The organism is Silvimonas sp. (genome assembly GCF_031291215.1).
Taxonomy (GTDB): Bacteria; Pseudomonadota; Gammaproteobacteria; order Burkholderiales; family Chitinibacteraceae; genus Silvimonas; species Silvimonas soli.
The window spans coordinates 58,452-82,625 of record NZ_JARLJK010000054.1 but is presented as its reverse complement, the minus strand read 5'-3'; the positions used below and the strand labels follow the sequence as shown (position 1 = coordinate 82,625).

The window sequence follows — 24,174 nt, the reverse complement described above, 5'->3', positions numbered from 1 at the left end:
CCATTATTTATAACAGATCACCATTCACCGTTGCGGCAAGCGGTAGTGCAAGATTAGCCGCCACGCAGCGTGCCTCTCAATCTGAATTGCTGCGACAAAACTGCAAAGAATGCTAAAAAACCCGGATAGTCGTCTGAACCTGGCCAATGCGGCCAGCCCGTTCAAAAGCACCCGCACCAGCGCGCCCGAGCAGGGGCGGGTCATGCGGCAATATCTGTCGGATTTTTTGCAGCGGCTGGCGAGCGGTACACAAGTCATTCGCCGTCCACCTGCCGGTAATGACACGCTGGCGCGGGGCGAAGGCCATTTTCATCTGGCACCGGAGTTGTTCCTCCAGGTCAGTGGCAGCACGCAATTTCGCTTTGGCGATGCCAGCTTGTTGCTGGAGCCCGGTCAGGTACTGATCTTGCCGCCGCGAGTGTTGCACGCAGAGCGTATTCCGTCTCAAGACGCCGCCAGCCCGTTTCGCAATGTGGTGATTTACGCTGAAGGCACCGCACTGACGTGTCATCTGGCGCACGAAATCGAACCCGGCCGCCCCGGCATTTTGCACCTCGAAGCGCGGCTGCATCCGCAAGCGCCGCACATTCACAACTGGTTGAGCGACGCGGCCAGGTCTGGCGCAACATCTGCCGCCACCGACGCGACGACGAGCTGGGCCAATACTCAAACTCGCGCCTTGATTGCCGCCGCCACAGCCGGGGTTTTACAAGCACTGGACGATGCCGACACTGAGGCCCGCCCGGAGCCACCGCTGGTAGCTCGCGCGCGCGTACTCATCAAGAACCAGTTGGGTGATCAGCAATTGAGCGTGCGCGGTCTGGCTGAACAATCGAACTGCACCGCCGACTATCTCTCGCATGTATTCCGCCAGACCACCGGCGAGCATCTGGCCGCGTTTATCACGCGTTTGCGCATGGAGCGCGCCGCCAGGCTATTACAGGACCCGACGCTGGCGGGCAAAGAGATCGCCTGGGCGTGCGGATACACCACGCAAAGCTATTTCATTCGCACTTTTCGCAGTCACTTTGGGATGACGCCCAAAGACTGGCGCAGCAGCAATGTCGAACCAGCTTGATCTGATATCAGGCGAATGAAGTTCAGCCCCATGAAGTTCAGCCAAGCTTGAGCGGCAGGACAATGCGAACCACCAGACCGGGCCGATTTAGCGGCTGGTCGAGCACGATGCTGCCGCCATGCAGGGCCACGGCTTGCGCCACCAGCGACAACCCCAGGCCGCAGCCCTCCTCGCCCGCGTCGGCGTTGCGAAAGAACCTGTCCAGCACGCGAGCGCGCAAATGCTCGGGAATCCCCGGGCCGTTATCTTCAACGTGCAACTGCACGCCCTCGGCCACCCGTTGCAGGTTGACGTTGATACTGCTCTGGCTCGGGCAATAGCGGATCGCGTTTTCCACCAGGTTACGTAACGCGGTCACCAACGCCACTGCATGACCTTCAATTTGCAACGCTGGCGGCGCGGTAAAGCTTAAATGCTGGTCTTTCGCTGCAGCTTGCCCGGCGAGTTCGCCCAGCGCATTGCGGCACAGGCTGACCAGATCAAATTGCTCGCGCGGCAAGCGCTCTGCCCGATCCAGCCGGGCCAGTGCCAGCAATTGCTCCACTACATGCGCCCCGCGCTTGGCGCCATCTTGCAATCCCTTCAAGGCATGCAAGCGCCGTGCTTCGTCTTTCGAGGTCTGCGCCACTTCGGCTTGCACCAGCAATGCAGCAAACGGCGTACGTAACTCGTGGGCCGCATCTGCGGTGAAATTGCGTTCTTTTTCCAGCATGACATCGACACGATCGAGCAATGCGTTGAGCGCAATCGCCGGTTTTTGCAATTCGGCCACCAGCGTTTCAGAGTCAAAACGCTGAGGATTGCGTGGATCAAACTCGTTCAGATCGCGCGATAGTTTTTGCAAGGGCAGCAAGCCACGGCGAATGCTGATCACCAGCGCCAGTGCCAGACATGGCACACCGATCAGCAAGGTGAGAACTTGCCGCAGCACCAGCAAACGCATGAACTGGTCGTGATCGTGATAATCCTCCATCACCCGCACCAGAAAGTCGCCGTCCTGATCCCACTGCGCATAGGCCCGCCATGCCGTACCAGCGAACTCGCGGCGCAGAAAACCTCCTTCGCGGGTAAATGGCCATGCTGGCGCATTGGGTGAGGCAAACAACAATCGACCATCCGGGGCCCAGATTTGTACTGCAAACGGCCCCGTCGGCAATTGCGCCGCATCGCCCGAACGCAATCGATTGGGGCGCGCTTCGTCCAGCTCAAACGCCAGCAGCAATTGCGCGCTTTCCTGCAGGCGCCGGTCGAACCAGCCTTCACTGCGTTTACGCGCCATCACATAGCCCCAACCCAGCGCCACCGTGGCGATGAGAATCAGGCTGATCAAACAATAGCTGAGCAGGCGGCCAGCAATGGAACGCGGAAAATGGAACATTAGCGGGGGCGTTTACGCGGAAAAAGGTTGATGGAAGTGGCCAGCACTATAGCCCGAGATGCCCCGCGGGTGAGCGCTCTGCCGGATACCACCTGGCGGGTTTTTATCGTAATTAATGTGCACTATTTGTTGTAAATCAGCGAATCCTTTGCATTCGGCAAATATTGCCAAACCCCTTCAGTAAACCTTAAGGAACGCGTCTTAAGGTGCCCCGAGTAACACCAAGTATCTCTGCTCGCGGTTCTCCGGCTCTGCCTTGCCGCCATTTTTCATCCGTAATCAATATAAAAAACCGTCAATCCACCATGCGTTTGTCCGTAATCCTCATTACCCACAATGAGATCGCCAACCTGCGCGATTGTCTGGCATCGGTGCATTTTGCCGATCAAATCATTGTGGTTGATTCCGGCAGTACCGATGGCACCGTGCAGCTTGCTCGCGAGCTGGGCGCCACCGTCCTGGAAACAAACTGGCCCGGCTTTGGCCCGCAAAAGAACCGCGCGCTGGATCTGGCCGACGGCGATTGGGTGTTATCCATTGATGCCGACGAACGCGTCACGCCAGAACTGGCCGACGAGATTCTGCTGAGCCTGCATGGCGCGCAGTGCGATGCCTTTGAGATTCCGCGCTTGTCCAGCTTTTGTGGCCGCTTCATTCGCCACAGCGGCTGGTGGCCTGACCCCGTATTGCGCCTGTTCCGTCGCGGCACCGCCCGTTTTACCGACGCGGCTGTCCATGAACGGCTGATCTGCAGCGGCAAAGTCGCCCGCCTGCAGCAACACTTTCTGCATTACAGCTATCCCGATCTGGAAAGCGTAATCAGCAAGATCAACCGCTATTCCACCGACGCCGCGCACGAAAAATTCGCCAAAGGCAAACGCGCTTCACTGCCTGGCGCCTGCTTTCGCGGTTTCTGGACGTTCTTTCGCCACTACACCGTGATGGGCGGTTTTCTGGACGGCCGCGAGGGCCTGCTGCTGGCCATCACCGCCGGTATCGGCAACTTCTATCGCTACGCCAAACTGGCGCAGCTTGGGCAAACCCGAGTGAAATCATGAATATTCTTCAGTTGAATTTCGAAGCTGGCTGGCGCGGTGGCGAGCGGCAAACCATGTTGTCCATGCTGCAGTTTCGCGAGGAAGGCCACACCGTTCATTTGTTGTGCCGCGCAGGGAGCCAGATTGGCGAACGCGCCCGTGCTGCAGGTTTTGTGGTGCATGAGCGCAAAGGCAGCGGCGGCGTGATCGGCTTTCTGGCGCTAAGTGGCAAGCGCTACGATATTTTGCATGTGCAAACCGGTCATATGCTGACTTGGGCTGTGCTGACCAAACTGCTACATCGCACGCTAGTGGTGTATTCGCGGCGGGTGGCGTTCCGTCTGAAAGGTGCGTTGACCCGTTTCAAATATCGCAAGACCGATCTGGTTGTTGCGATCAGTGAAGCCTGCGCCAACAGCGTGCAAGCGCTGGGCATTCAGCACGTGCCCATCATTGCCGACGCAGTATTGCCGGTCTCGCCAAACGCTACACGCAGCCAGATGCTGGCCGGGCAACTGGGAATCGGCCAGCGCAAAGTCGTTGCCACCACGTCGGCCCTGGCCGCAGACAAAGACCCGCTGATGCTGGTTGATGCCATTGCCGCGCTGAAAAAGCGCCGTAACGACTTTGTCTTTGTGCATTTTGGCGCTGGCGCCCTGGAACCGGAAGTGCGGGCTCGCGTGGCCGCTTTGCAACTGCAAGACACTTTCCTGTTTGCCGGTTACCAACAGAATGTGGAAGCGCTGTTTGGCTTATTCGATGTGTTTGTCATGAGCTCGCGGGAAGAAGGTTTGGGCAGCAGTGTGCTGGATGCCTTTAGTGCGCGAGTGCCCGTCGCCTCCACCAGCGCGGGTGGTTTGAAAGAACTGCTGGCCGACGATCGCGGCTTGATGAGCGCGCCTGGCGACGCCGGCGGCTTGGCACGCAATATCGGCCAGTTGCTGGATGCGCCGGACTGGCTTGGTGCCATGACCAGCAAAGCCGCTGAATACTTCGAACGCACGCATCGGCTGGACACCATGGCCGATGCCTATCTGGTGATGTTTGAGCAGCTATTGAACGAACGCCGTCGTCCACGAACTGCCGCCATTGCCACTGCGCCGGCGGCCACGCCAGGCATTGCCGTCGAGTCACACAACCAGGCCTGATCCAACCCGCCCACAGCCCGTGCCGCCTACGCGACCGGGCTGTTTTGCTGCTGTCATTACTGACAGCCAGCAGGCTTGCCTCCCAAGTCGTTCAACTTTCAGCAACAAACGACAGACAAATGAAAGCGATTTCAATTTGCCTGGCTTGTGCTCCCTCGCGCCCGTTTACAGTGCATTGACCAGGCGATATATCGGCCATTTTGTGCATGTAACCAGACGCCCGCGACCAGTCTGCACTGGCTCCCAGTCTCAATCTCCTCGGTTTTCATGACAAACCTGTTCTGGCTATCAAGCAGTTGATTAAAAATCGATTTTTTTAATAAACACTGCCTTCGTCCGGAATAAAACCCGTGTCTTTTAGTGGTTTCATCCTCCTGTACCGGCCGGAATGACCAGGATTGGGCCATATTTATCGGCACCAATATGGATCAACCGGCCACCGGTTATGCACCACGGCATGACGTTCGTCGGTTGCACACGTGTATTAATTTGCGGTGTCACAACGGTTTGAATGGCTATTTTACTAGTCAGAACAGCGTAACCATCAAGACATGTAGGGTAAAGCATTTACTTGTGTCAATTGCCGCCTGGAACGACGATGAAATGGATTTCATGAAGTCGATTTCAATCTGGAGGAGAACAATAAATGCAGAGCAACAAGCAGTACCTGAACAGCCGCAAACGCTGGATTGCCTTAACTCTGGCAACCCTGGCTGCGGCTCCCGGCCCGTTCTTGACGGCGGGCGTGATGGTGATGGCACCGTTCGCGCATGCGGCCAGCATCAGCACGGGCTATACGCAGCAAAGCGGCGGCGTGGTGCAGTTCTATGCCAATGGTGGCACGTGGGCTGATATCCACTACACGATCAATGGCGGTGGCCAGTTGAACGTGCGCATGACCAACAGCGGTACCAACAACAGCTATACCGTGAGCAATATTCCGGCTGGGGCGACCGTGAGCTATTCGTTCACCGTGGGTCAGAGCGATGGGTCCGCCAGCGATACGGCCTGGAGCCAGTTCACCTATACCGGCGCAGCAACACCAACGCCAACTCCGGCACCGACTCCCGTCCCTACGCCAGTTCCCACTCCAGTACCGACGCCGGTGCCAACGCCCGCGCCAACCCCGGCCCCAACGCCTGCCGCCAGCTATGGCGCCACGCAACTGGCGGGTGGCGTAGTTGCGTTCTATGCCAATGGCGGCAGCTGGGCTGATATCCATTACACGATCAATGGCGGCGGCCAGATAAACGTGCGCATGACCAATAGCGGCACCAACAACACCTACCAGATCACCGGCGTGCCAGCAGGCGCGGTGATTAACTACTCGTACACCATCGGCCAGGCGAACGGCTCGGCGGCTGATACCCCGACGCAAACACTGACCTACGCCGGTTCTGCGCCAACACCGACGCCGGCTCCAACACCAGCACCAACCCCGGCGCCGACGCCAGCTCCGACTCCAGCTCCGACTCCAGCACCTACGCCGGTGCCAACACCTGCGCCTACTCCGGCTCCGACGCCAACACCGGCGCCCACTCCAAGCGGCCCGGTAGATTTTGGTCCGAACGTGCTGATCTTTGATCCGACGATGAATACCGCCACCGTTCAAACTCAACTGACCAACATCTTTAACCAGCAGCAAACCAACCAGTTTGGCACGCAGCGTTATGCAATCGTTTTCAAGCCGGGTACTTACAACCTGGACGTGAACATCGGCTTCTATACCGATGTGATGGGTCTAGGTATGTCGCCGGATGACACACAAATCAACGGTGGCGTGCACGTCGAAGCGGAATGGCTGGACAACGAAAACGCCACGCAGAACTTCTGGCGTTCAGCTGAAAACATGGCGGTTACCCCAACCAGCGGTACCGATCGCTGGGCCGTGTCGCAAGCGGCACCATTCCGCCGCATGCACGTGAAAGGCAACGTGACGCTGTGCTCGCCGTACTGCGGCTGGTCTAGCGGTGGCTTTATCTCCGATACGGTGATCGATGGCCAGATCAGTTCGGGCTCGCAACAGCAGTGGATCAGCCGCAATACCCAGTGGGGTAGTTGGGTTGGTGGCAACTGGAACATGGTGTTCGTGGGTGATGTGAACAACCCGGCGGCATCGTGGCCAACGCCGCCGTACACCATCGTGACGCAGGCTCCGGTCACGCGGGAAAAACCGTTCCTGACCATTGACGCCGCGGGCAACTACAGCGTGTTTGTGCCGTCGCTGCAAACCAACAGCGTGGGCACCACATGGTTTAACAAGACGCCACAGGGCCAGTCGATTCCGATCAGCCAGTTCTACATTGCCAAGGAAAACATCGATACCGCGCAGACCATCAACGCCGCGTTGGCAGCTGGTAAAAACCTGATCTTTACCCCGGGTATTTACCATCTGAATGACACCATCCGCGTGACTCGCGCCGATACCGTGGTGCTGGGTCTGGGTCTGGCTACGCTGGAACCCGATACCGGTCTGGATGCCATGGATGTCTCTGACGTCGACGGTGTGAAGATCGCTGGCCTGCTGTTTGATGCCGGTGCGGCTGATTCACCCGCCCTGCTGAAGATTGGCGCCACCACCACTGGCGTGAGCCACGCGGCGGATCCGACCTCGCTGCATGACATCTACTTCCGTATTGGCGGTGTGGTGCCAGGTGCTTCGGCGGATGCCAGCTTGATCATCAACAGCAATAACGTGATCGGCGACAACTTCTGGGCATGGCGTGCGGACCACGGGAGCGGTGTGGGCTGGACGGTGAACAAAGCCACCAACGGCGTAATCGTCAACGGCGCCAATGTCACCATCTACGGTCTGGCGGTGGAGCACTACCAGCAGTATCAGACCCTGTGGAACGGCAATGGCGGCAAGGTGTACTTCTATCAGAGCGAGGCTCCGTATGACGTCGCCCAGCAAAGCGACTGGATGGCAGGTAGCGAGAACGGCTATGCGTCTTACAAAGTGGCCGATTCAGTCACCAGCCATCAGGCATACGGCGTCGGCGTGTATTGCTTCTTCAACACCAACAACGCCATCAAGCTCACCAACGGCTTTGAAGCACCGCAAGTGCCGGGCGTGAACTTTACGCACCTGGTCACGGTGTCGCTGGGCGGCGTGGGCGAAATCACCCACGTGATCGACAACACCGGCGCAACAGCCAACGCGGCCAATCAGGTCTCTGATCTGACGACCTTTCCATAAACCGGGTTTGATCCGCTAACCAGAAACAACCGCCGGTATGGCAGATGCCGGCAACTCCCTCAGGCCCGCAGCAATGCGGGCCTTTTTTTCTGCAAGGAGATCGCCGCGACCACAGTAAAGCTGGGTCAGTCGATAGTGGGGGAATCCAGCGCAATACGCGTCTGGCCGATTGCCGCTTCCACCAGCGAGAGTGCGTCGGTAAAACTAGCTGTAGCTCCCACAATGGCATCCAGCCGGTTATCGATCAGCAAACTGGTCAAGCCGTGCACATAGCCCCAAGCCGCAGTCATCGCCACGGCCTGACTGGCACTCAGCGGCGCAAATGCCTTGCCTTCGTCTGGCGAGGTTGCAGCATCTGGCGTTTCAAAAACGCCAGCCAAGGCCAACGCGGAGACACGCGATGCCGCCAGCAGCGACGGGCGGGTGTAATCCAGCATTTCGTTGCGATCCATCAAGCGGAACAGGCCCGGATTTTCTACACCGAACATCACATAACCGCGAGCAATGGCACTGCGGCGCGCCTGCCCGTGCGGCAAATCGTCAGCGCTATCTGCTAGCCGCTGCGCCAGCCGCAAATGTCCCACGGCGGCCAGTTCGCTCAATACGTTAGCCACATCGCCAAAATGATGTTTGGGTGCGGTATGCGAAACCCCGGCCTCGCGGGCAATCGCGCGCAACGTCAAACCCTTTAGCCCATCGCGCAGCAACACCACTTCTGCCGCCGCCAGCAAGGCACCTGGCAAGGAGCCATGATGGAAGGGACGTTTGTGGTCTTCAGCGCGGGTAACTATCGCCGGGTTGGGATTCATGTCTTCTGCAGCGGGCGATGTATTGCCGGCACGACGATTTGATGAGCTCATGACGGTCTGGTTACACCTGACAGGCGGAATGGAGATGATGTTGACGATCATACTATCTCACGCCATCATCTTTCCACTGGAAAATTTCCATCGGAAAGATAACGGAGCCAACGCATGACCGCCCTCACCCCGCCCGCAGAATCATTGCGCGACCTTAACGATGAACCGGTCAGCGTCGAAACCGATGCCGGGCCTCTGCGCGTTCACGGCATCATTCCCGCCGGGCTGGCAGGCACGTTGCTGCGCAATGGTCCCAACCCGGTCAATCCTGCACCAGACGCGCACTGGTTTACCGGCGACGGTATGCTACATGCCATCCGTTTTCACGAAGGTGGGGTGTGGTACCGCAATCGCTGGACGCGTACCCAGGAACTGGCGCGGCATCGAGCTGGCTCGGTCAACAAGGGTGACTTCGTGCCCGCCACACCGGATGCAGAAAGCAATGGCACCGCCAACACCCATATCGTCTGGCATGGTGGCCGTTTAATGGCGCTGGAAGAGGCGCATTTGCCCATCGAGATTGATCCGCTCAGCCTGGCCACGCGCGGCAGTATCGATTTTGCGGGCGCGATTTCGGGGCCGTTTACCGCACATCCCAAGATCGATCCGGATACCGGCGAAATGCTGTTCTTTGGTTATGGCAATCCGGAACGACTGAGCGCGGGCATGACTTACGGCACCCTCAACGCCAGCGGAGAGGCCACCCGCTTTGAACATTTCACGGCGCCTTTCGCCAGCATGGTGCATGACTTTATGTTTACTGCCACGCAGGTGATCTTGCCGGTAATGCCGCTCACCGCCAGCCAGACCCGCGCGATGCAAGGCGGCCCAGCCTATGCCTGGGAACCTGGGCGCGAAAGCCGGATTGGCATCTGGCCACGAGCGCAAGGCACTACAGAAGTTGAGTGGTGGCAGGGCCCGAGCTGCTTCGTGTTTCATGCCATGAACTCGTGGGAAGACAACGGCGTGGTCTATGCCGACGTAATGCGCTTTCCCGTCGCGCCTCTCTTTCCCGATATCGACGGCAACCCGCCCTCCACGCTGGATGGCGCGCGCCTGCATCGCTGGACCTTTAATCCAGCCACGCCAGGCCGCACTTTTACCGAGCAATTGCTGTGCGACATCCCTGGTGAATTTCCGCGCATTGATGATCGTTTTGCCAGCAAGGCCTATCGCCACTGCTGGTTTGCCGGCCACCGCACAAATGACGGCGAAACAGAAATGTTCAGCCGCATCGTGCATCTGGATATGCGCACCGGCCAGCAAGATATCTACGAACTACCTGCCGGTTATCTCACCTCTGAGCCGGTATTTGTGCCGCGCTCAGCGACAGCGGCTGAAGGCGACGGCTGGATTATGGTGGTGGTGTATTGCGGGCTCTTTGGCTTGAGCGAAGTGCTGATTCTGGACGCCCAGGACCTGGCACGCGGGCCACTGGCCACCATCGAACTGCCAGTTCGCGTACCCAACGGGTTTCATGGCAACTGGCTGCCAGCCGATTGTTACGCAGCAACCGCTGACGCGATCTGGGGATAACAACGCGCCCGGCTGATGACATCAGCCAGGCGCGCTAGCTGCCTGCCTAACGCCACAGATTGGTACGGCTTAACTCCAGCACTTCTCCGGCACGGCCATCCAGAATGGCGCGGGCCACATACAGGCTGAAGCCGCGTGCTTGCGAGAACGTCACCTTGGGCGGCATGGCCAGTTCTTGCCGGTTGGTCACTACGTCAATCAGCGCCGGGCCGTCATGGGCAAAAGCGCGCTCCAGCGCGGCATCCAGATCGGCGGGATCTTCCACTCGCTGGCCATACAAGCCCATGGCGGTCACCACCGCGCCAAAGTCCGGGTTAACCAGTTCGGTGGCGGTTTCCAGAAAACCGGCGGCTTTCATTTCCAGTTCAACAAAACCCAGCGCGCCGTTGTTGAACACCACAATTTTCACTGGCAGCTTTTCTTGTACGGCGGTGATCAGATCACCCATCAACATGGTCAGCCCGCCATCGCCGCACAGTGCCACGACCTGGCGGTGCGGAGCCGCAGCTTTGGCACCCAGCGCTTGCGCCAGCGCGTTGGCCATTGATCCGTGATTGAACGAGCCAATCAAGCGGCGCTGGCCATTCATCTTCAGATAACGCGCCGCCCATAACGTCGGAGTGCCCACGTCGGCGGTGAAAATGGCATCGAACGCAGCCAGTTCACTGACCCGCTGCGCCAGATATTGTGGATGGATAGGCTTACGGCCGGGATGACCTACCGCCAGTTCATCCAGCTCTTCGCGGGTTTTGGCGTAATGCGTCAACGCGCGATCCAGGTGGGTACGGTCACCTCGCGCTTTCAGCGCCGGGAGCAAGGCGCGGATAGTTTGACCCACGTCCCCCACTACACCCAACGCCAGCGGGTGCCGCAAGCCGAGTCGCTCACCGGCCAGATCGACCTGAATGACCTTGGCATCTTGCGGATAAAACTGCCGGTACGGAAAGCTGCTGCCCAACACCAGCAAAGTGTCGCAACTTTCCATGGCGTAATAACCGCTGGCAAAACCGATCAACCCGGTCATGCCCACGTCGTATGGGTTGTCGTATTCGATATATTCCTTGCCGCGCAAGGCATGCACGACTGGCGCTTGCAGTGCCTCGGCCAGCTTCACCACTTCATCATGCGCACCGGCGCAACCCGCGCCGCACAACAGGGTGATGTTCTTGCCCTCATTCAGCAAAGCGGCCATATGCTCCAGTTCGGCCACCGCGGGCAGCACGCGTGGTTTGGCCTGGCGCGGCCAGACCGGATCAGGCACATCGGTAGCTGCGCTCAGCGCGACATCACCCGACAGCACCAGCACGGCCACGCCTTTGTGTGTCAACGCTGCCTGAATAGCCGTGCCGAGCATGCGCGGCAATTGCTCCGGCGTGGCAACCAGTTCGCAGTACACGCTGCATTCCTTGAACAAAATTTGCGGGTGGGTTTCCTGAAAATAATCACTGCCGATCTCGCCACTGGGGATATGTGCGGCAATGGCCAGTACCGGCACGTGATTGCGCTGGCAATCAAACAAGCCGTTGATAAGATGCAGATTGCCCGGCCCACAACTGCCAGCACACACCGCCAGGCCGTCCGTCACCACCGCTGCCGCACCTGCCGCAAAGGCCGCCACCTCTTCGTGCCGGGTATGGACCCAGCGCATGTCTGGTTTGCGGCGGATGGCCTCGGTAATGCCATTGAGCGAGTCTCCCGCCACACCAAAAATCTGCGACACGCCGAGGGCTTCAAGGGTATCGATGAGTACGTCGGCTACCAGTCTGGTCATGTGAAAACATCCTTGTGAGGGCAAAAGCACAGCGTCTGTGGCGAACCGATCCTGGCCTGATGCTACGGGCGAGTCATCAGTGGGCGAAATGGTTCAGCGGGGAAAACGGCGTTGGCGTAAAGGTGCTTTTGATTCTAGGAGGTACATGGAGGATACGACAGGACAAAGGCGCACCCTCCACAGCAAGGGGCAAGCGCGATGAACTGAACATGTGCGCCGGAGCGATCCAGTCACCCGGCAGCTGCCAGCCCCAGCACCAGGCGTTGCGCCAGACGCGGCTGCCGCAGTTTTTCCAGCCACCATTGCAACGCACGGCCAGCGCTTTCTTCGCGCCACGCCACATACAAAATGTTGGGCTCGCGCGGCTGGACGGTTTGTTTTTCAACCAGCGCACCTTGTTGCAGCAGATGCACCACGCGTTGGCGCGGTAGCCAGCCCACGCCCAAGCCTTCGCGTTGCGCCATGATTTTGGCGCGCATGCCCGGCACCGCCAGCGCGGCTTGTCCGCCCAGCACGCCGTAAACTCGGCCTTCACTGTGACGCGAGCTATCGGCCACTACAATGGCCCGATGCCGGACAATCACGTCGCGGCTCAGTGGCTCGGTGACGCGCGCCAGTTCATGTCGTGGCGACACCGCAAAAACCCAATCCAGCGCGCCCAGCTCCACCCAGTTAATCCCCGGCATTTTCTGCGGCTCATTGGTGGCACCAATCACCAGATTGGCGCGGCCGTCCCGCAGTGCCTCCCAAGTGCCACCGAGGACTTCATGCGTAATCCGCAAGGACACGCCAGACGCAAGCTCATCGAAATCCCGCACCACCGGCAACAGCGTTTCAAATTCCAGCAATTCGTCGGTCACGATCCACAGCCGGTCTTCCCAGCCGTTAGCCACCTGGCGCACACGCTGCATGGTGCGCTTGACGTCTGCCTGCACGCGTGCGGCTTCATCAGCCAGCAGTTTTCCTGCGGGGGTCAATTGCAGCCGATAACGGCGGCGGTCAAACAACAAGGCATCGAACCGTGCCTCAAGCTGGCGCGCAGCGTGCGAGATGGTCGATGGCGCCTTCCCCAGCCGTGCGGCCGCTTGCGAGAGGCTGCCGGTATCACGGATGGCCTCCAGCAAAGCCAGTTCTTCCAACTGCAACATGTTCGATTCCTTTGGACGAGATCGCGCTTCATGTTAGTCCAATACAACAGAAACTGGCCCCAAATGCAGCGATACGGGTCTGCCAGAGCGCTTGTGACCACATTCTGGCCTGCTTCTTTTAATATCACCGTCATACCAAAAAACAGTTGGTTGGCAGCCATGCGCCAATGCCGCGTGTTCGTCGATCGCACGGGAGTACACAATGCCATTTCAGCCTGAACCGGGCATGATCCGCTGGAAAATGCATTTCATTTCATCGCCCGCCAAGGTGTTTGCGGCGCTGGCCACCGATGCCGGGCGCGCCCGTTTCTGGGCCGAATCCGCGCCGGAAAACCGCGGCATGATCAGCTTTCACATGCTCAATTACGCCCCTTTCGCCGGGCGCGTGCTGGCGCGCGAAGAGCCGTGGCTGTTTGTGCTGGCTTACTTTGGCACGATCGTGAAGTTCTCTTTGCAACCGGACGGCGCTGGCGGCACCGAGCTATTGCTGGTCGCCACTGAGGTCACTGAATCCGCGCGCATGGAAATGGCCGCTGGTTGGGTTTCAGTGCTTATGGCCATGAAAGCGGCGGTGGATCATGGCGTTGATTTGCGCAATCACGATGCCAACCGGTCGTGGCTGGATGGTTACGCAGATAATTAGTGCCGCGATGGCCTTTGATGGTCAGGCTATCAGCACCGGTTTTTTTGCCAGATTCCTCTACGATTGCGCAATTTTGATCAGGTATTGTCGGCAAACAGGCGATAGTCTCTCAATCACCAGGAGAAACCAGATTGAGTGCCAGCAACGCCGCGCATTACCGCGCCCGTCTTCGCAAAGTATTGCAGTACATCGACGCCAATCTCGATGGCGATCTGGACCTCGATCAGTTGTGTGAAGTGGCTGCGTGCTCGAAGTATCACTTCCAGCGGCAGTTTTCCGGGTTGCTGGGGATAGGCGTTTACAAGTACGTGCAATTGCGGCGCCTGAAACGGGCCGCGTTCCAGCTGGTATTTCGCCCGCAACAGCAGGTCATTGATATCGCGCTGGGCAGCGGCTACCAAGGGCCGGAAGCGTTTGCCCGCGCTTTCAGAAAAAACATCGGCCAGTCTCCCTCTGACTTTCGCAAACAACCGCAATGGCGCCCCTGGTACGCTATCTATCAACCTTTAGCTGTATTGAGGGCCAAGCATATGAATATCGAAAACGCATTCGAGCCGGTTGAGATCAGGCAGGTGAACGCGATCCCGGTTGCCTTGCTGGAACACCGGGGCGATCCGCAATTGATCGGCGAATCCATCCGCCGGTTTATTGAGTGGCGCAAGCAGAATCACCTGCCGCCCAGCCGCAGCGCCACCTTCAATTTGCTGTACGACGACCCGCAAACCACACCGGCCGCGCAATACCGACTGGGGCTTTGCGCAGCGACAGAACAACCTGTTCTGCCTAACGAATCTGGCGTGGTGCCAGCCAGCATTCCTGCAGGACGGTGTGCGGTCATGCGTTACACCGGGGCGGATGAGGGACTGCGTGAAGCGGTGGGATATCTGTATGCGCAATGGCTGCCGCAAAGTGGCGAGGACCTGCGGGATTTTCCAATTTACTGCCAGCGCATCAAGTTCTTTCCGGACGTGCCGGAGAACGAGGCGGTCATTGATATTTTTCTGCCGCTGCAATGAGCGACTCTGTGGATATCCGGTGCTGGGCCAGATATCCACAGCATTCAGACTGCCAAGGGTTCAAAGCGCTTTATCGAGCACGTGAATGGAGACCCCATCCACCATGTCTTTTACCGCTGCAGCATGCTTTTTCATATGTTCCACAGCCAGATGTTTTTCCAGGTGGCTCACGCTTTCCCAGTATTCGAGCATGAAAATTGAATCCGGCGCGGTGTGCTGCCATGGCAGTTCGGTAGCGACATCAACCAGCGGCAGATAGCCGCTGCAGCCGTCTTCTGCCAATACCAGCGGGATCAACTTATCGATTGCCTGCAGCACCGTGGCGCGCTGGCCCGGCCGGGTTTTGATTTCAGCAATAACGGTAATCATGGGCGTGAGTTCCTTGGTAGTTCCTGGGTAAAAAAACGGCTGGCGTCAGGCAAACAGCTCGGTCAGATGGTCCCGATAGCGATTGATATCAGCGTCAATGGACGGCTGTTTGATCACGTCATTACACATAAAAGTGGGCAATGGTGCCATGCCGAGGAACTGGTTGGCTTTATGGAAAGGTAAATAAACGCCATCCACGCCTGCACCTTCAAAGAACTGGTCCGGCTCGGTAAAGGCCTCAACCGGCGCATTCCAGGTGGTGGAGATCATGTATTTCTTGCCCTGAATCAGCCCGCCGGAACCATATTTTTTGCTGGCATCCGCGCGGCTGCGACCGTCACTGCCATAAAGCGTACCGTGGCCATGGGTGAACACTTCATCCAGATACTTTTTGAGAATCCACGGTGCGCCCATCCACCAGCCCGGCATCTGATAGATCACTACATCCGCCCACAGATACTTCTGCACTTCGGCCTCAATGTCGTAACCGTCGTCCACCGTGGTGACTTGTACAGTATGGCTAGCTTCTTGCAGATAACGGGCGGCAAAGTCACTCAGGGTCTGATTCAACGCGCCATCTGAATGGCCGAATTTCTTTTTGGCATTAACGATAAGAATATTGGACATAAAGCTAAACCGCCTTGCAGCAAAGTAACTGAAAGACGGCATTCTAAAGGTCCGGGAAAGATAGAAAAACGTGAGTACTGGCACAGGACTGTTGACTAAAAATCAACCGAGCCGAAAAAAGGGGACGCATTTTGGCAAATTCCCCTTCTTTCGGGCCGACTCCGGCTTAGCGCAAAACGCCGCCAGCCAGCGCGCCAGTTTGGCTTGCTTGCGTTGCCAATAACGCGGTCACATAGGGTTTGAGCGCATCGTGCAGACTGGTCTGGCCATAACGGATATCGTCCACGCCCTCCTGCGCGCCGATGTGGCCAGCGTTATGCGCGTCATACATCTCGGTGACCAGGCGGGCATAACTCTCGCCCACACCACGTGCCAGCGTGGGCTGCCATTGCTCACGCAATAATTCAAACGCGTTAATGGCACTATCCAGTAAATCTCCCAAAACCTGGGCGACGTCAGTGACTGTATAACGGCTTGGGCCTTCCGCATGAATCACCCCGCCCGAGCGCTCGAAGGTGGCGGATGACAGCAACAGTTGGGCTGCGATAACGCCAACATCGGCTGAACTCACGGTCGGGAAATACTTGGTCACCGGATGATGCAGGCTGGGCAGCATGCCGGTCTGCGCTGCTACCGGAATCAATCTGGACCAGTTTTCCATATGCTCGGCCGAACGCAGCACGACATGCGCAGAAGCAATGCGCCGCATGCGCTGTTCCAGTTCATGGAACAACCCAGTCACGCCGGTGCCGGTACTGTGTTCCGCGCCATAATCCGAGATCGCCAGCACGGCGGCTGGACGCGCCAGATCCAGCGCGTCGCCCACGCTGGCAATGGCCCGGCGCATATCGCCCACTGCATCCACCGCATGCTCACTGGTTGGGCAAAACACCTGCACCGCCGTTGCGCCAGTCATTGCTTTGACCAATGCGGTTTTGTCGCGCACATCGGCAATGGCTATTTCGCATCCCAGCGCCTGCAGCGCCCCGGCTCTGGCTGGATCACGCACCACCGCCCGCACCGGGCGGCCTGCTTTGCGTAACGCTGCGGCGGTGGCACCGCCTGTCTTACCACTTGCCCCTAAAATCACGAACATTGCTTTTTCCTCCAGCATGAAGTCTGGAGAGAAAGTACCGCGGCAAAGGGGATTGATCGCGTTGATTCGGCCAGGATTTGGTACGTTTGGCCGATGATTTTGCGTGCGTTATTAATACGGATTTAAGCGGAGTGAAGGCGTGCCAGCGCGCCAGGTGTCTGCCCCAGCAAACGGCGCATGCATCTGGCCATATGGCTCTGATCCGCAAACCCGGCGGCCAGAGCGATCTGGCTTAATGGCAAGTCGCCCGTCAACACCAGCCCATGCGCGTATTCCACCCGGCAACGCAGTACGTACTGATGCACCGGCGCGCCAAAGGTATTGCGAAACAAGGTTTTCAGATGTGACACGCCCAACCCGGCGATGGCCGCCAGATCAACCAGCGACAATGTGCCGTCCAGATTGGCGTGGATATATTCCAGCAACTCTCGCCGTTGCCGGGTGGATAACGTTTGCCCACTACCCAGCGGTGAATTGGCCGCACGCTTGTCCGCTTGCGCCAGACTCACCGCCAGCGCCACGCCCAGAGATTCGCCGTACAAGCGGTCCGCCGGAACGGGTGATTCCAGTTCAGCCTTGATCGCCCAGGCAATGGCTTCGATCCGGGCATCGCGCAGCTGAAATTGCGGGGTCAGCGCAGACTGCTCCGGTTGCCGTCCCAGATCGAGTAAAACCTGGTGCCACAACGGCTGGCTGATGCGCAAACGCAAAATATGACAAGAAGCATCGTCCTGCCACGTGCCGTCCAGCCCGGCTGGCACCACGTCGATATCGCCGTGTTTTTGAATCCGGCGATACTGGCGGCCATCGCAATGGCAATCGGCATTGACCGGTCGGCCAAAATGCACGCCCAGCCGATGCGCTGTCTGCCCAGGCACTAGCGTTAAGCCCGGCGAGATATGCAAAAAATCCGCCTGCAAACCGCCCCACTCCCGCCCTTCGCTACTCAGGACGATCCGGGCAGGTGGCGTTTGTCGCTGGGCAGACGTCAATATAGTGGCGCTCATGGTTTTCCCGGGAAGGCGAATGCGGCAACTACCACTGCGTGCAGCGGCTCTGGCCCCATTATTCATGGCTGGTGGCGCGTGCAAACCCTCAGCCGATGCCCGGCATCCCGTCCTGTCGCACCAGATTCAAATACGCACGGACCGCACCGCCACCTTCTGCCACCCGGCTGGTCAGCATTAGCTCGGCGGTGAAGCCCGGTTCATCCAGGGTTTTGTAGATCAGATCAGGAATCGTCACTTGCGTAACCGGTTCGGGCACCAGGGCCAGCCCCAAGCCGGCCCCAGCCAGCGTCAGTACGGTCAGCGTATTGGCTGCGCGATAAGCAATATGAGGATCACCACCCAGCCGTGGTCGCAGCAACGACAGCAAGGTTTCGTCTTTATCGTCGGTGGCGTACAAGACCAGTGGCTCGCCTGCCAGCATGTGTGCCTTGATCTGCAGCTGGGCTGCCAGCGGATGGCTGGCGGGCATGGCCACAGCAAATTTCCATGTGCCGATCTGCTCACACAGCAGTGAGTCGTCTCTGGTTAATCCGTGATCCGGGCTGTAACCGACATCCAGCTGCCCCGCCAGAATGGCCTCTGCCTGCAGCTTGGGCGCCATTTCTTCGACGATCAGTTCGGCATCGGGATAGGTCTGGTGAAAGCGCCGCAAATCGCCCATCAGCTTGCCGCTGAATACCGCGTTGCCGGCAAAGCCAACTCGCACCCGGCCCGTCTCACCCCGGATCGCGCGTTGCACGGTCAGCCGGGCATGCTCGGCTTGATCTAGCGTGCGTTGCGCCTCGGCCAGCAACAAGGTGCCCGCTTCAGTCAGCTCCACTCGGCGGCTGGTGCGCACAAACAAAGCGCCGCCCAGTTCTTCTTCCAGTGCGCGAATCTGCATGCTCAGTGCTGGCTGCACAATATGCAGACGTTGCGCCGCGCGGCCGAAGTGGCCTTCTTCGGCGACTGCCAGAAAGTAGCGCAAGTGGCGTAAATCCATGTGCTTCACTCATCCATCAATTTTTATGATCAATTAGTCAGATCAATCTATTTGAGTTTAGCTTCATTCTGGCCGATTCTAAAACCTGTCAGCGCACTGTTGCGCCGTTATCTGGAGAATCGCCATGCAAACCCGCCTTGAAGACCGTCAACAAATTTCCGACTTGATTACCGGCTGGATGCACCGCGATCTGGGCGAATGGGAGCAGTTGCGCGATCTGTTTCACCCGGATGGCACCATTGAAATCACCTGGTTTGAAGGGCTGGGCAGTGATTTTGTGGATGGCTCCATGCGCATGGGCGCCTCGGATTTGCGCACCAAGCATCTTATCGGCACGCCTGTGGTGACCTTCAACGGCGACAAAGCCATTGTGGAAACCAACGCCATGATCGTGGGCGAGAACGTCAAGCTGGACTTGGGCTGCAGCGTGCATAACCGCTTTTATGATCTGGTGGAAAAACGCAACGGCGTGTGGAAACTGCTGCGCCGCCAGAGTGTGTACGACATGGGCACATTTACCTTTCCACAAGGCCCGGTCGAAATAGACAAAGCCACGGTTGCCAAATACCCGCGCGAGTACGTCGCGTTGGCTTATGTGCTGGAAAAGAGTGGCTTTCCGTTAAGCCGGGTCTTAGCCACGCGCGGCAGCGATCTGGAAAAAACCATGAAAGCCGAAGGTGCAGGCTGGTTGGCCGCATAGGCCTTTGCATGGGATGCCAGTTGCCGTAGTGACGAAGCGGCAAGTGGCGCCGATGCTGCATTGCAACAGTGGGCAGCGTGTCACTGGCACCCCACGCAGCAGCGGTTTTGCTGCCGTAAGATATATGCCGCTGTGCTATAAAAGGAGGGCTTACCCGGGGTAACACTCATAAAACCTGCGCATATAGGTTTCTACCAAAAACATGCCACTGCCTCGTAGCTCATTTGTCGTTCGACTCGCTGCGGGTGTGGTGTTGGTCAACACTTTTGTTTATGTGTTGATCGCCAGTGCGCTCTATCAAAGCCACGCCCAATACGAGCAACAAGCCACCTCGTGGACCCAGAATCTGGCGCAATCGCTAGCTATCAATGTGGCCGGAACGCTCAACAAACTCGATATCGTCATCTATTCAGTGGCGGTCGAAACCGAGCGCCAACTGGCCGCTGGCGGTATTGATCCACAGTTGTTGTCCAGTTACACCATTGCACAGCGCAAGCGGATTCCAGAGACTGAAGGCATCCGCATCAGCGACGCTATGGGCAACGTGCTGTATGGCGAAAAAGTCCCGCCCGGCCCGGCGCGCAATATCGCTGACCGCTTGTTATTTCAGCAACTGAAGGCGCAGCCGAACCAGAACTCGATCCTTTCCGAGCCCGTCATCAGCCGCGTGACCGGCGAATGGTCAGTGGCGATGGGCCGTCGCGTGAACCGGCCGGACGGCTCTTTTGCCGGCATCGTGTTTGCGCTGATTCCGCTATCCTGGTTCACCGATCTGTTTACCCAACTGGATATTGGCAAACAGGGCGTTATTGCCCTGCGTGACGCACAGTTGCGTATCTGGGTACGCGTTCCAGCGTATTCGGGAAAAAATAGCGGCCCCGGTAATGCTGTTGTTTCGCAGAAAACCATTGATATGGTCAAGCAGCATCCAGCTGGTTTTTCTTACGAAACAGTCGTGAAGCTGGACGGCATCAAGCGGCGCATGGCATTTCGCAAGATTGAGGGGCAATCGCTGTATTTCTTTGTTGGTCAGGCCGACGCGGATTACCTCGCCTCCTGGTATAAAGAGCTGGCATTAGGCCTGGCCGTCGCGCTGGCTTTTACCTTGATCAGCTGCGCGGCGGCGTTCAGTGCCTGGCGGGTGCGGCGGTCAGACATGCGCCATATACAGGCACTGAGCAATAGCAAAGACCAGTTGCAGCGCTCACAAACGCGCTTTCGCGCCTTGCACGACGCCACCAGCGATGCGGTGTGGCTGCGAGACAGCGAGAACATGATCGACTGCAACCCGGCGGCGGTGCGGCTGATGGGAGCGAACTCGCGCGAGCAATTGCTGGCAAGCAAGCCGACAGATCTATGGCCCTTACTGCAAGAAGACGGACAAAACTCGCTGGAGAAGCAGCAAAACACCGTGGCCAACGCGCTCAAAGCGGGCAATGTCCATTTTGAATGGTTGTACCAGCGGCTGGACAACCAGAAGCTGTTCCCGGCGGAAGTGCTGCTGACTGCCCTGGTGCTGGATGACAAACCCATCCTGCAAGTGGTGATTCGCGACATCACCGAACGCAAGCAGGCAGAAGAACAAATTCGCCAACTCGCCTACTTTGACACGCTCACGGGTTTGCCCAATCGTCGCTTGTTGATGGAGCGGCTGAGCCAGGCTTTGCAGACCAGCCAGCAAAGCGGGCAATTTGGCGCGCTGATGATTCTGGACCTGGACAACTTCAAGGTGCTGAACGACACCCGTGGCCACGAATTCGGCGATCGTTTGCTGATTGCCGTTGCGCAGCGGATCAAAAACCGGCTGCGCACCACCGATACCATTTGCCGCCTGGGGGGCGATGAATATGTAGTAATTCTGGAACGACTGGGGCTGGATCGGGCGCTGGCGGCCAGTCTGGCCGAAGACTATGCCGAAGAAATCCGCAGCCTGCTTGATCAGCCCTACCTGATCCTGGACGATGGTCTGCAACAGCACAGCACCTCCAGCATTGGCGTGACGCTGTTCTTTGGCGAGGAAACGCCAGAACACACCCTGTTAAAACATGCGGATGTGGCGCTGTATCAGGCCAAGGCCGCAGGCCGTAACGCAGTCCGTTTTTTCAGCCCGGCCATGCAGGATGTCATTGACTCGCGCTCGAACCTGGAAGTGGCGCTGCGCAACGGTTTGCAGCGATCCGAGTTCAAACTGTATTACCAGCCCCAGTTCAGCCTGGACACCGGCTTGATCGGCGCCGAAGCCCTGCTGCGCTGGTTTCCGACCCAATACAAGCCCGTGTCACCCGCATTGTTCATTCCGGTCGCTGAAGAAAGCGGGCTGATTCTGCGGCTGGGGTCGTGGGTGCTGCAAAGTGCCTGTGGGCAGCTCAAAGTCTGGGAAGCCAAAGCAGAAACGCGTGATCTGAAAATGGCCGTGAATGTCAGCGCCCGCCAGTTTCACCAGCCCGACTTCGTGGCTCAGGTGCGCGGCGCTTTGCAATCCACCGGGGCCAATCCGGCGCGACTGCAACTGGAACTCACCGAAAGCGTGGTACTGGAACAAGTTGAGGACGTCGTCGCCCGCATGCAGCAGATCCGGCAACTGGGCGTGACTTTTTCGCTGGATGATTTCGGCACCGGGTTTTCTTCGCTGTCTTACCTGAAGCAACTGCCGCTGGATCAGATCAAGATTGATCGATCGTTTGTGCGCGATGTGCCCGAATCGGCCAACGACGTCGCCATTGTTCGCGCCATGATTGCCATCAGCCAGTCGCTGGGGCTGCAGGTGATTGCCGAAGGCGTAGAAAGCCAGGCACAGCTGGAATTCCTGACCGCGATGGGTTGTCGCACCTATCAGGGATTTTTACTCGGCCATCCCATGCCAATTGAAGACTGGGGCCGCGCAGTGGCAGAAGTACCGGCGCCTGGCCGATAAAACACCACGCGCCCCTTCCTGTCACTAGTCGCGGGCACCGGCGCCGATCATTGTGTTCTGGTCACGGGGACCAGCGCATCAATGCTGAAATGAAGGCGGCCTGCAGCCAGTTTTACCCGCAAATTGCGATACTTCATCAGATAGTGCAAACCGACCAGCACAGAGCCGAAGCCTGCTGCCGCACCCACTGCCAACGCCCAGCGCGGACCGTAGCCATCCGCCACCCAGCCCACAATTGGCGCACCGAGCGGCGTGCCGCCCAGCGCAATGGCCATGAAAATCGCCATCACCCGCCCGCGCATGGCAGGCTCAGTCGATAGTTGTATGGTGCTGTTGGCCGACGTGGTGAAGGTTTGCGCCGATACACCAATGACAATCAGCATCAGCCCGAACAGCCAGTAATTGGGCATGAGCGCCGCCAAAGTCAGCCCGGCGCCAAAGATACCTGCCCCCATCAGCAACAAGGCCATGGTTGGTTTTTCGCGACGTGCGGCCAGCAAGGCGCCGGTGACCGAGCCTATCGCCATGATCGAGGTCAGCAACCCATATTTGCTTGCGCCCTGATGGAACACCGTGACCGACATGGTGGAAATGAAAATCGGAAAATTAAGCCCGAAGGTGCCAAACAGAAACAGCATCAACAAGATGGCTTTGAGGTCCGGGCGTTGCCAGACATAACGAAACCCGTCGACCAGGCTGCCGCGCTGGCGTGGCACTTTGTGTCGGGTATGCAATTCGTCGATACGCAAGCGGCTGAGCGAAAACAGCACCGCCACGTAAGAGGCTGCATTGAGCAAGAACACCCAACCCGAACCCACTGAAGCAACCAGTAACCCGGCGCAGGCCGGGCCGATCATCCGTGCGGCATTGAACGAGGTGGAATTGAGCGCTACGGCGTTGGATAATTCCGCCTCGGTGACCAGATCGGACACAAAAGTCTGCCGCGCCGGGGCATCAAACGCTGCCACGCAGCCCAGGCCGAAGGCAAACATGTACACGTGCCACAACTGCACCAGGCCAGTGACGGTGAGCAAACCCAGACCCAGCGCCAGCAGCCCCATCGCCAGTTGCGTGGCCATCAGCAATTTGCGGCGATCCAGATGGTCAGCGGCAAAGCCAGTCACCGGCAGCAACAGGATTTGCGGCCCGAACTGCAAGCCCATGACGATCCCCACCGCAGTGGCGTTATGGTTCGTTAGCTGCGTCAGCACGATCCAGTCTTGCGCGGTGCGTTGCATCCAGGTGCCGACATTGGATACCAATGCGCCGCCTGCCCAGATGCGGTAGTTGCGGATATTGAGCGAGCGAAAAGTACCCTTCACCCGGTTGCTCCCGGTTGTTGCGGGCGACTGCCACCGTGCAACGGGCCAAAAAGATGAGCCGACATCAAGCCCATCAGCAAGATACCCAGACCAAACGCGGCAACGTGGCCGGCGGCATGGATGTCAAAGTCTCCCGCCCGAAACAACAGCGCGTACGCCAGAACCAGGTTAAACCAGCCCCAGACCACATTGACGGAAGAAGACGACAAGCCCTTGCCGGACGGTTTGGCAAAGGGCGTTTGAAAGGGTTGGCCCGTCACGCCTCGTACCAGATGCGGTACGGCGTTGGTGAAAAAGACGCCACCGAAAAAACACGCAATCCACTGTGCCCAAGGCATGT

20 protein-coding genes are annotated in these 24,174 nt (G+C 58.4%); 9 read left to right on the top strand and 11 right to left on the bottom strand.

Features of this window, described 5'->3' with window-relative positions; all coding sequences use genetic code 11:
- Window positions 1–109 precede the first annotated feature (109 nt).
- A complete protein-coding gene (locus P4L78_RS01930) occupies window positions 110–1,078 on the top strand; it encodes an AraC family transcriptional regulator (RefSeq protein ID WP_309326645.1) in 969 nt (322 codons plus the stop codon).
- Between the two features lie 37 nt (window positions 1,079–1,115).
- Here the strand turns inward: P4L78_RS01930 and P4L78_RS01925 are convergent, their stop codons facing one another.
- Window positions 1,116–2,456, bottom strand: a complete 1,341-nt coding sequence (locus P4L78_RS01925; protein WP_309326643.1) for an ATP-binding protein — start codon at window positions 2,454–2,456, stop codon at window positions 1,116–1,118.
- Window positions 2,457–2,761: 305 nt separating this feature from the next.
- Between P4L78_RS01925 and P4L78_RS01920 the strand changes: the two genes are divergently transcribed.
- From P4L78_RS01920 to P4L78_RS01910, 3 genes are all read left to right on the top strand, one after another.
- A complete protein-coding gene (locus P4L78_RS01920; RefSeq protein ID WP_283148484.1) occupies window positions 2,762–3,514 on the top strand; it encodes a glycosyltransferase family 2 protein in 753 nt (250 codons plus the stop codon).
- A complete protein-coding gene (locus tag P4L78_RS01915) occupies window positions 3,511–4,641 on the top strand; it encodes a glycosyltransferase (RefSeq protein WP_309326641.1) in 1,131 nt (376 codons plus the stop codon). The genes P4L78_RS01920 and P4L78_RS01915 overlap by 4 nt, the downstream gene beginning before the upstream one ends.
- A gap of 646 nt (window positions 4,642–5,287) precedes the next feature.
- The gene (locus tag P4L78_RS01910; protein WP_309326639.1) at window positions 5,288–7,840 is read left to right on the top strand and encodes a hypothetical protein; all 2,553 of its coding nucleotides are present in this window, start codon (window positions 5,288–5,290) and stop codon (window positions 7,838–7,840) included.
- Between the two features lie 125 nt (window positions 7,841–7,965).
- Here P4L78_RS01910 and P4L78_RS01905 read toward each other — a convergent pair whose 3' ends face one another.
- Entirely contained in the window at window positions 7,966–8,700 is a 735-nt protein-coding gene (locus tag P4L78_RS01905; RefSeq protein ID WP_309326637.1) for a WHG domain-containing protein, read from the bottom strand.
- A gap of 114 nt (window positions 8,701–8,814) precedes the next feature.
- On the opposite strand from P4L78_RS01905, the gene P4L78_RS01900 reads away from it, so the two are divergent.
- Window positions 8,815–10,236, top strand: a complete 1,422-nt coding sequence (locus tag P4L78_RS01900; protein WP_309326635.1) for a carotenoid oxygenase family protein — start codon at window positions 8,815–8,817, stop codon at window positions 10,234–10,236.
- Between the two features lie 46 nt (window positions 10,237–10,282).
- Here P4L78_RS01900 and poxB read toward each other — a convergent pair whose 3' ends face one another.
- Window positions 10,283–12,007, bottom strand: a complete 1,725-nt coding sequence (poxB, locus tag P4L78_RS01895) for a ubiquinone-dependent pyruvate dehydrogenase (RefSeq protein ID WP_309326634.1) — start codon at window positions 12,005–12,007, stop codon at window positions 10,283–10,285.
- A gap of 230 nt (window positions 12,008–12,237) precedes the next feature.
- Window positions 12,238–13,155, bottom strand: a complete 918-nt coding sequence (locus tag P4L78_RS01890) for a LysR family transcriptional regulator (RefSeq protein WP_283148478.1) — start codon at window positions 13,153–13,155, stop codon at window positions 12,238–12,240.
- Window positions 13,156–13,357: 202 nt separating this feature from the next.
- On the opposite strand from P4L78_RS01890, the gene P4L78_RS01885 reads away from it, so the two are divergent.
- Both P4L78_RS01885 and P4L78_RS01880 read left to right on the top strand, forming a co-directional pair.
- The gene (locus P4L78_RS01885) at window positions 13,358–13,798 is read left to right on the top strand and encodes an SRPBCC domain-containing protein (RefSeq protein WP_309326632.1); all 441 of its coding nucleotides are present in this window, start codon (window positions 13,358–13,360) and stop codon (window positions 13,796–13,798) included.
- 131 nt (window positions 13,799–13,929) lie between these two features.
- Window positions 13,930–14,814 carry a GyrI-like domain-containing protein gene (locus tag P4L78_RS01880; RefSeq protein ID WP_309326630.1) on the top strand — a complete coding sequence of 295 codons (885 nt, stop codon included), beginning with the start codon at window positions 13,930–13,932 and terminating at the stop codon, window positions 14,812–14,814.
- A 60-nt stretch (window positions 14,815–14,874) separates the two neighbouring features.
- Here P4L78_RS01880 and P4L78_RS01875 read toward each other — a convergent pair whose 3' ends face one another.
- The 5 genes from P4L78_RS01875 to P4L78_RS01855 form a co-directional block, all read right to left on the bottom strand.
- Window positions 14,875–15,183, bottom strand: a complete 309-nt coding sequence (locus P4L78_RS01875) for a putative quinol monooxygenase (protein ID WP_283148475.1) — start codon at window positions 15,181–15,183, stop codon at window positions 14,875–14,877.
- A gap of 45 nt (window positions 15,184–15,228) precedes the next feature.
- Entirely contained in the window at window positions 15,229–15,810 is a 582-nt protein-coding gene (locus tag P4L78_RS01870) for an NAD(P)H-dependent oxidoreductase (RefSeq protein ID WP_283148474.1), read from the bottom strand.
- A gap of 166 nt (window positions 15,811–15,976) precedes the next feature.
- Complete coding sequence (locus tag P4L78_RS01865) at window positions 15,977–16,906, bottom strand: NAD(P)H-binding protein (RefSeq protein ID WP_309326628.1); 930 nt, start codon at window positions 16,904–16,906, stop codon at window positions 15,977–15,979.
- 122 nt (window positions 16,907–17,028) lie between these two features.
- On the bottom strand, window positions 17,029–17,913 hold the full coding sequence (locus tag P4L78_RS01860; protein ID WP_309326626.1) for an AraC family transcriptional regulator: 885 nt from the start codon (window positions 17,911–17,913) through the stop codon (window positions 17,029–17,031).
- Between the two features lie 88 nt (window positions 17,914–18,001).
- A complete protein-coding gene (locus P4L78_RS01855) occupies window positions 18,002–18,898 on the bottom strand; it encodes a LysR substrate-binding domain-containing protein (protein WP_309326624.1) in 897 nt (298 codons plus the stop codon).
- Window positions 18,899–19,022: 124 nt separating this feature from the next.
- Here P4L78_RS01855 and P4L78_RS01850 point away from each other — a divergent pair, with 124 nt between their 5' ends.
- Both P4L78_RS01850 and P4L78_RS01845 read left to right on the top strand, forming a co-directional pair.
- Window positions 19,023–19,598: a nuclear transport factor 2 family protein gene (locus tag P4L78_RS01850; protein WP_309326622.1), complete on the top strand. Its 576-nt coding sequence runs from the start codon at window positions 19,023–19,025 to the stop codon at window positions 19,596–19,598.
- Window positions 19,599–19,800: 202 nt separating this feature from the next.
- Window positions 19,801–22,512, top strand: a complete 2,712-nt coding sequence (locus tag P4L78_RS01845; RefSeq protein ID WP_309326620.1) for an EAL domain-containing protein — start codon at window positions 19,801–19,803, stop codon at window positions 22,510–22,512.
- Between the two features lie 47 nt (window positions 22,513–22,559).
- Here the strand turns inward: P4L78_RS01845 and P4L78_RS01840 are convergent, their stop codons facing one another.
- Both P4L78_RS01840 and P4L78_RS01835 read right to left on the bottom strand, forming a co-directional pair.
- Complete coding sequence (locus P4L78_RS01840) at window positions 22,560–23,834, bottom strand: MFS transporter (protein ID WP_309326618.1); 1,275 nt, start codon at window positions 23,832–23,834, stop codon at window positions 22,560–22,562.
- A complete protein-coding gene (locus P4L78_RS01835; RefSeq protein ID WP_309326616.1) occupies window positions 23,831–24,172 on the bottom strand; it encodes a hypothetical protein in 342 nt (113 codons plus the stop codon). The genes P4L78_RS01840 and P4L78_RS01835 overlap by 4 nt, the downstream gene beginning before the upstream one ends.
- Between the last annotated feature and the right edge of the window lie 2 nt (window positions 24,173–24,174).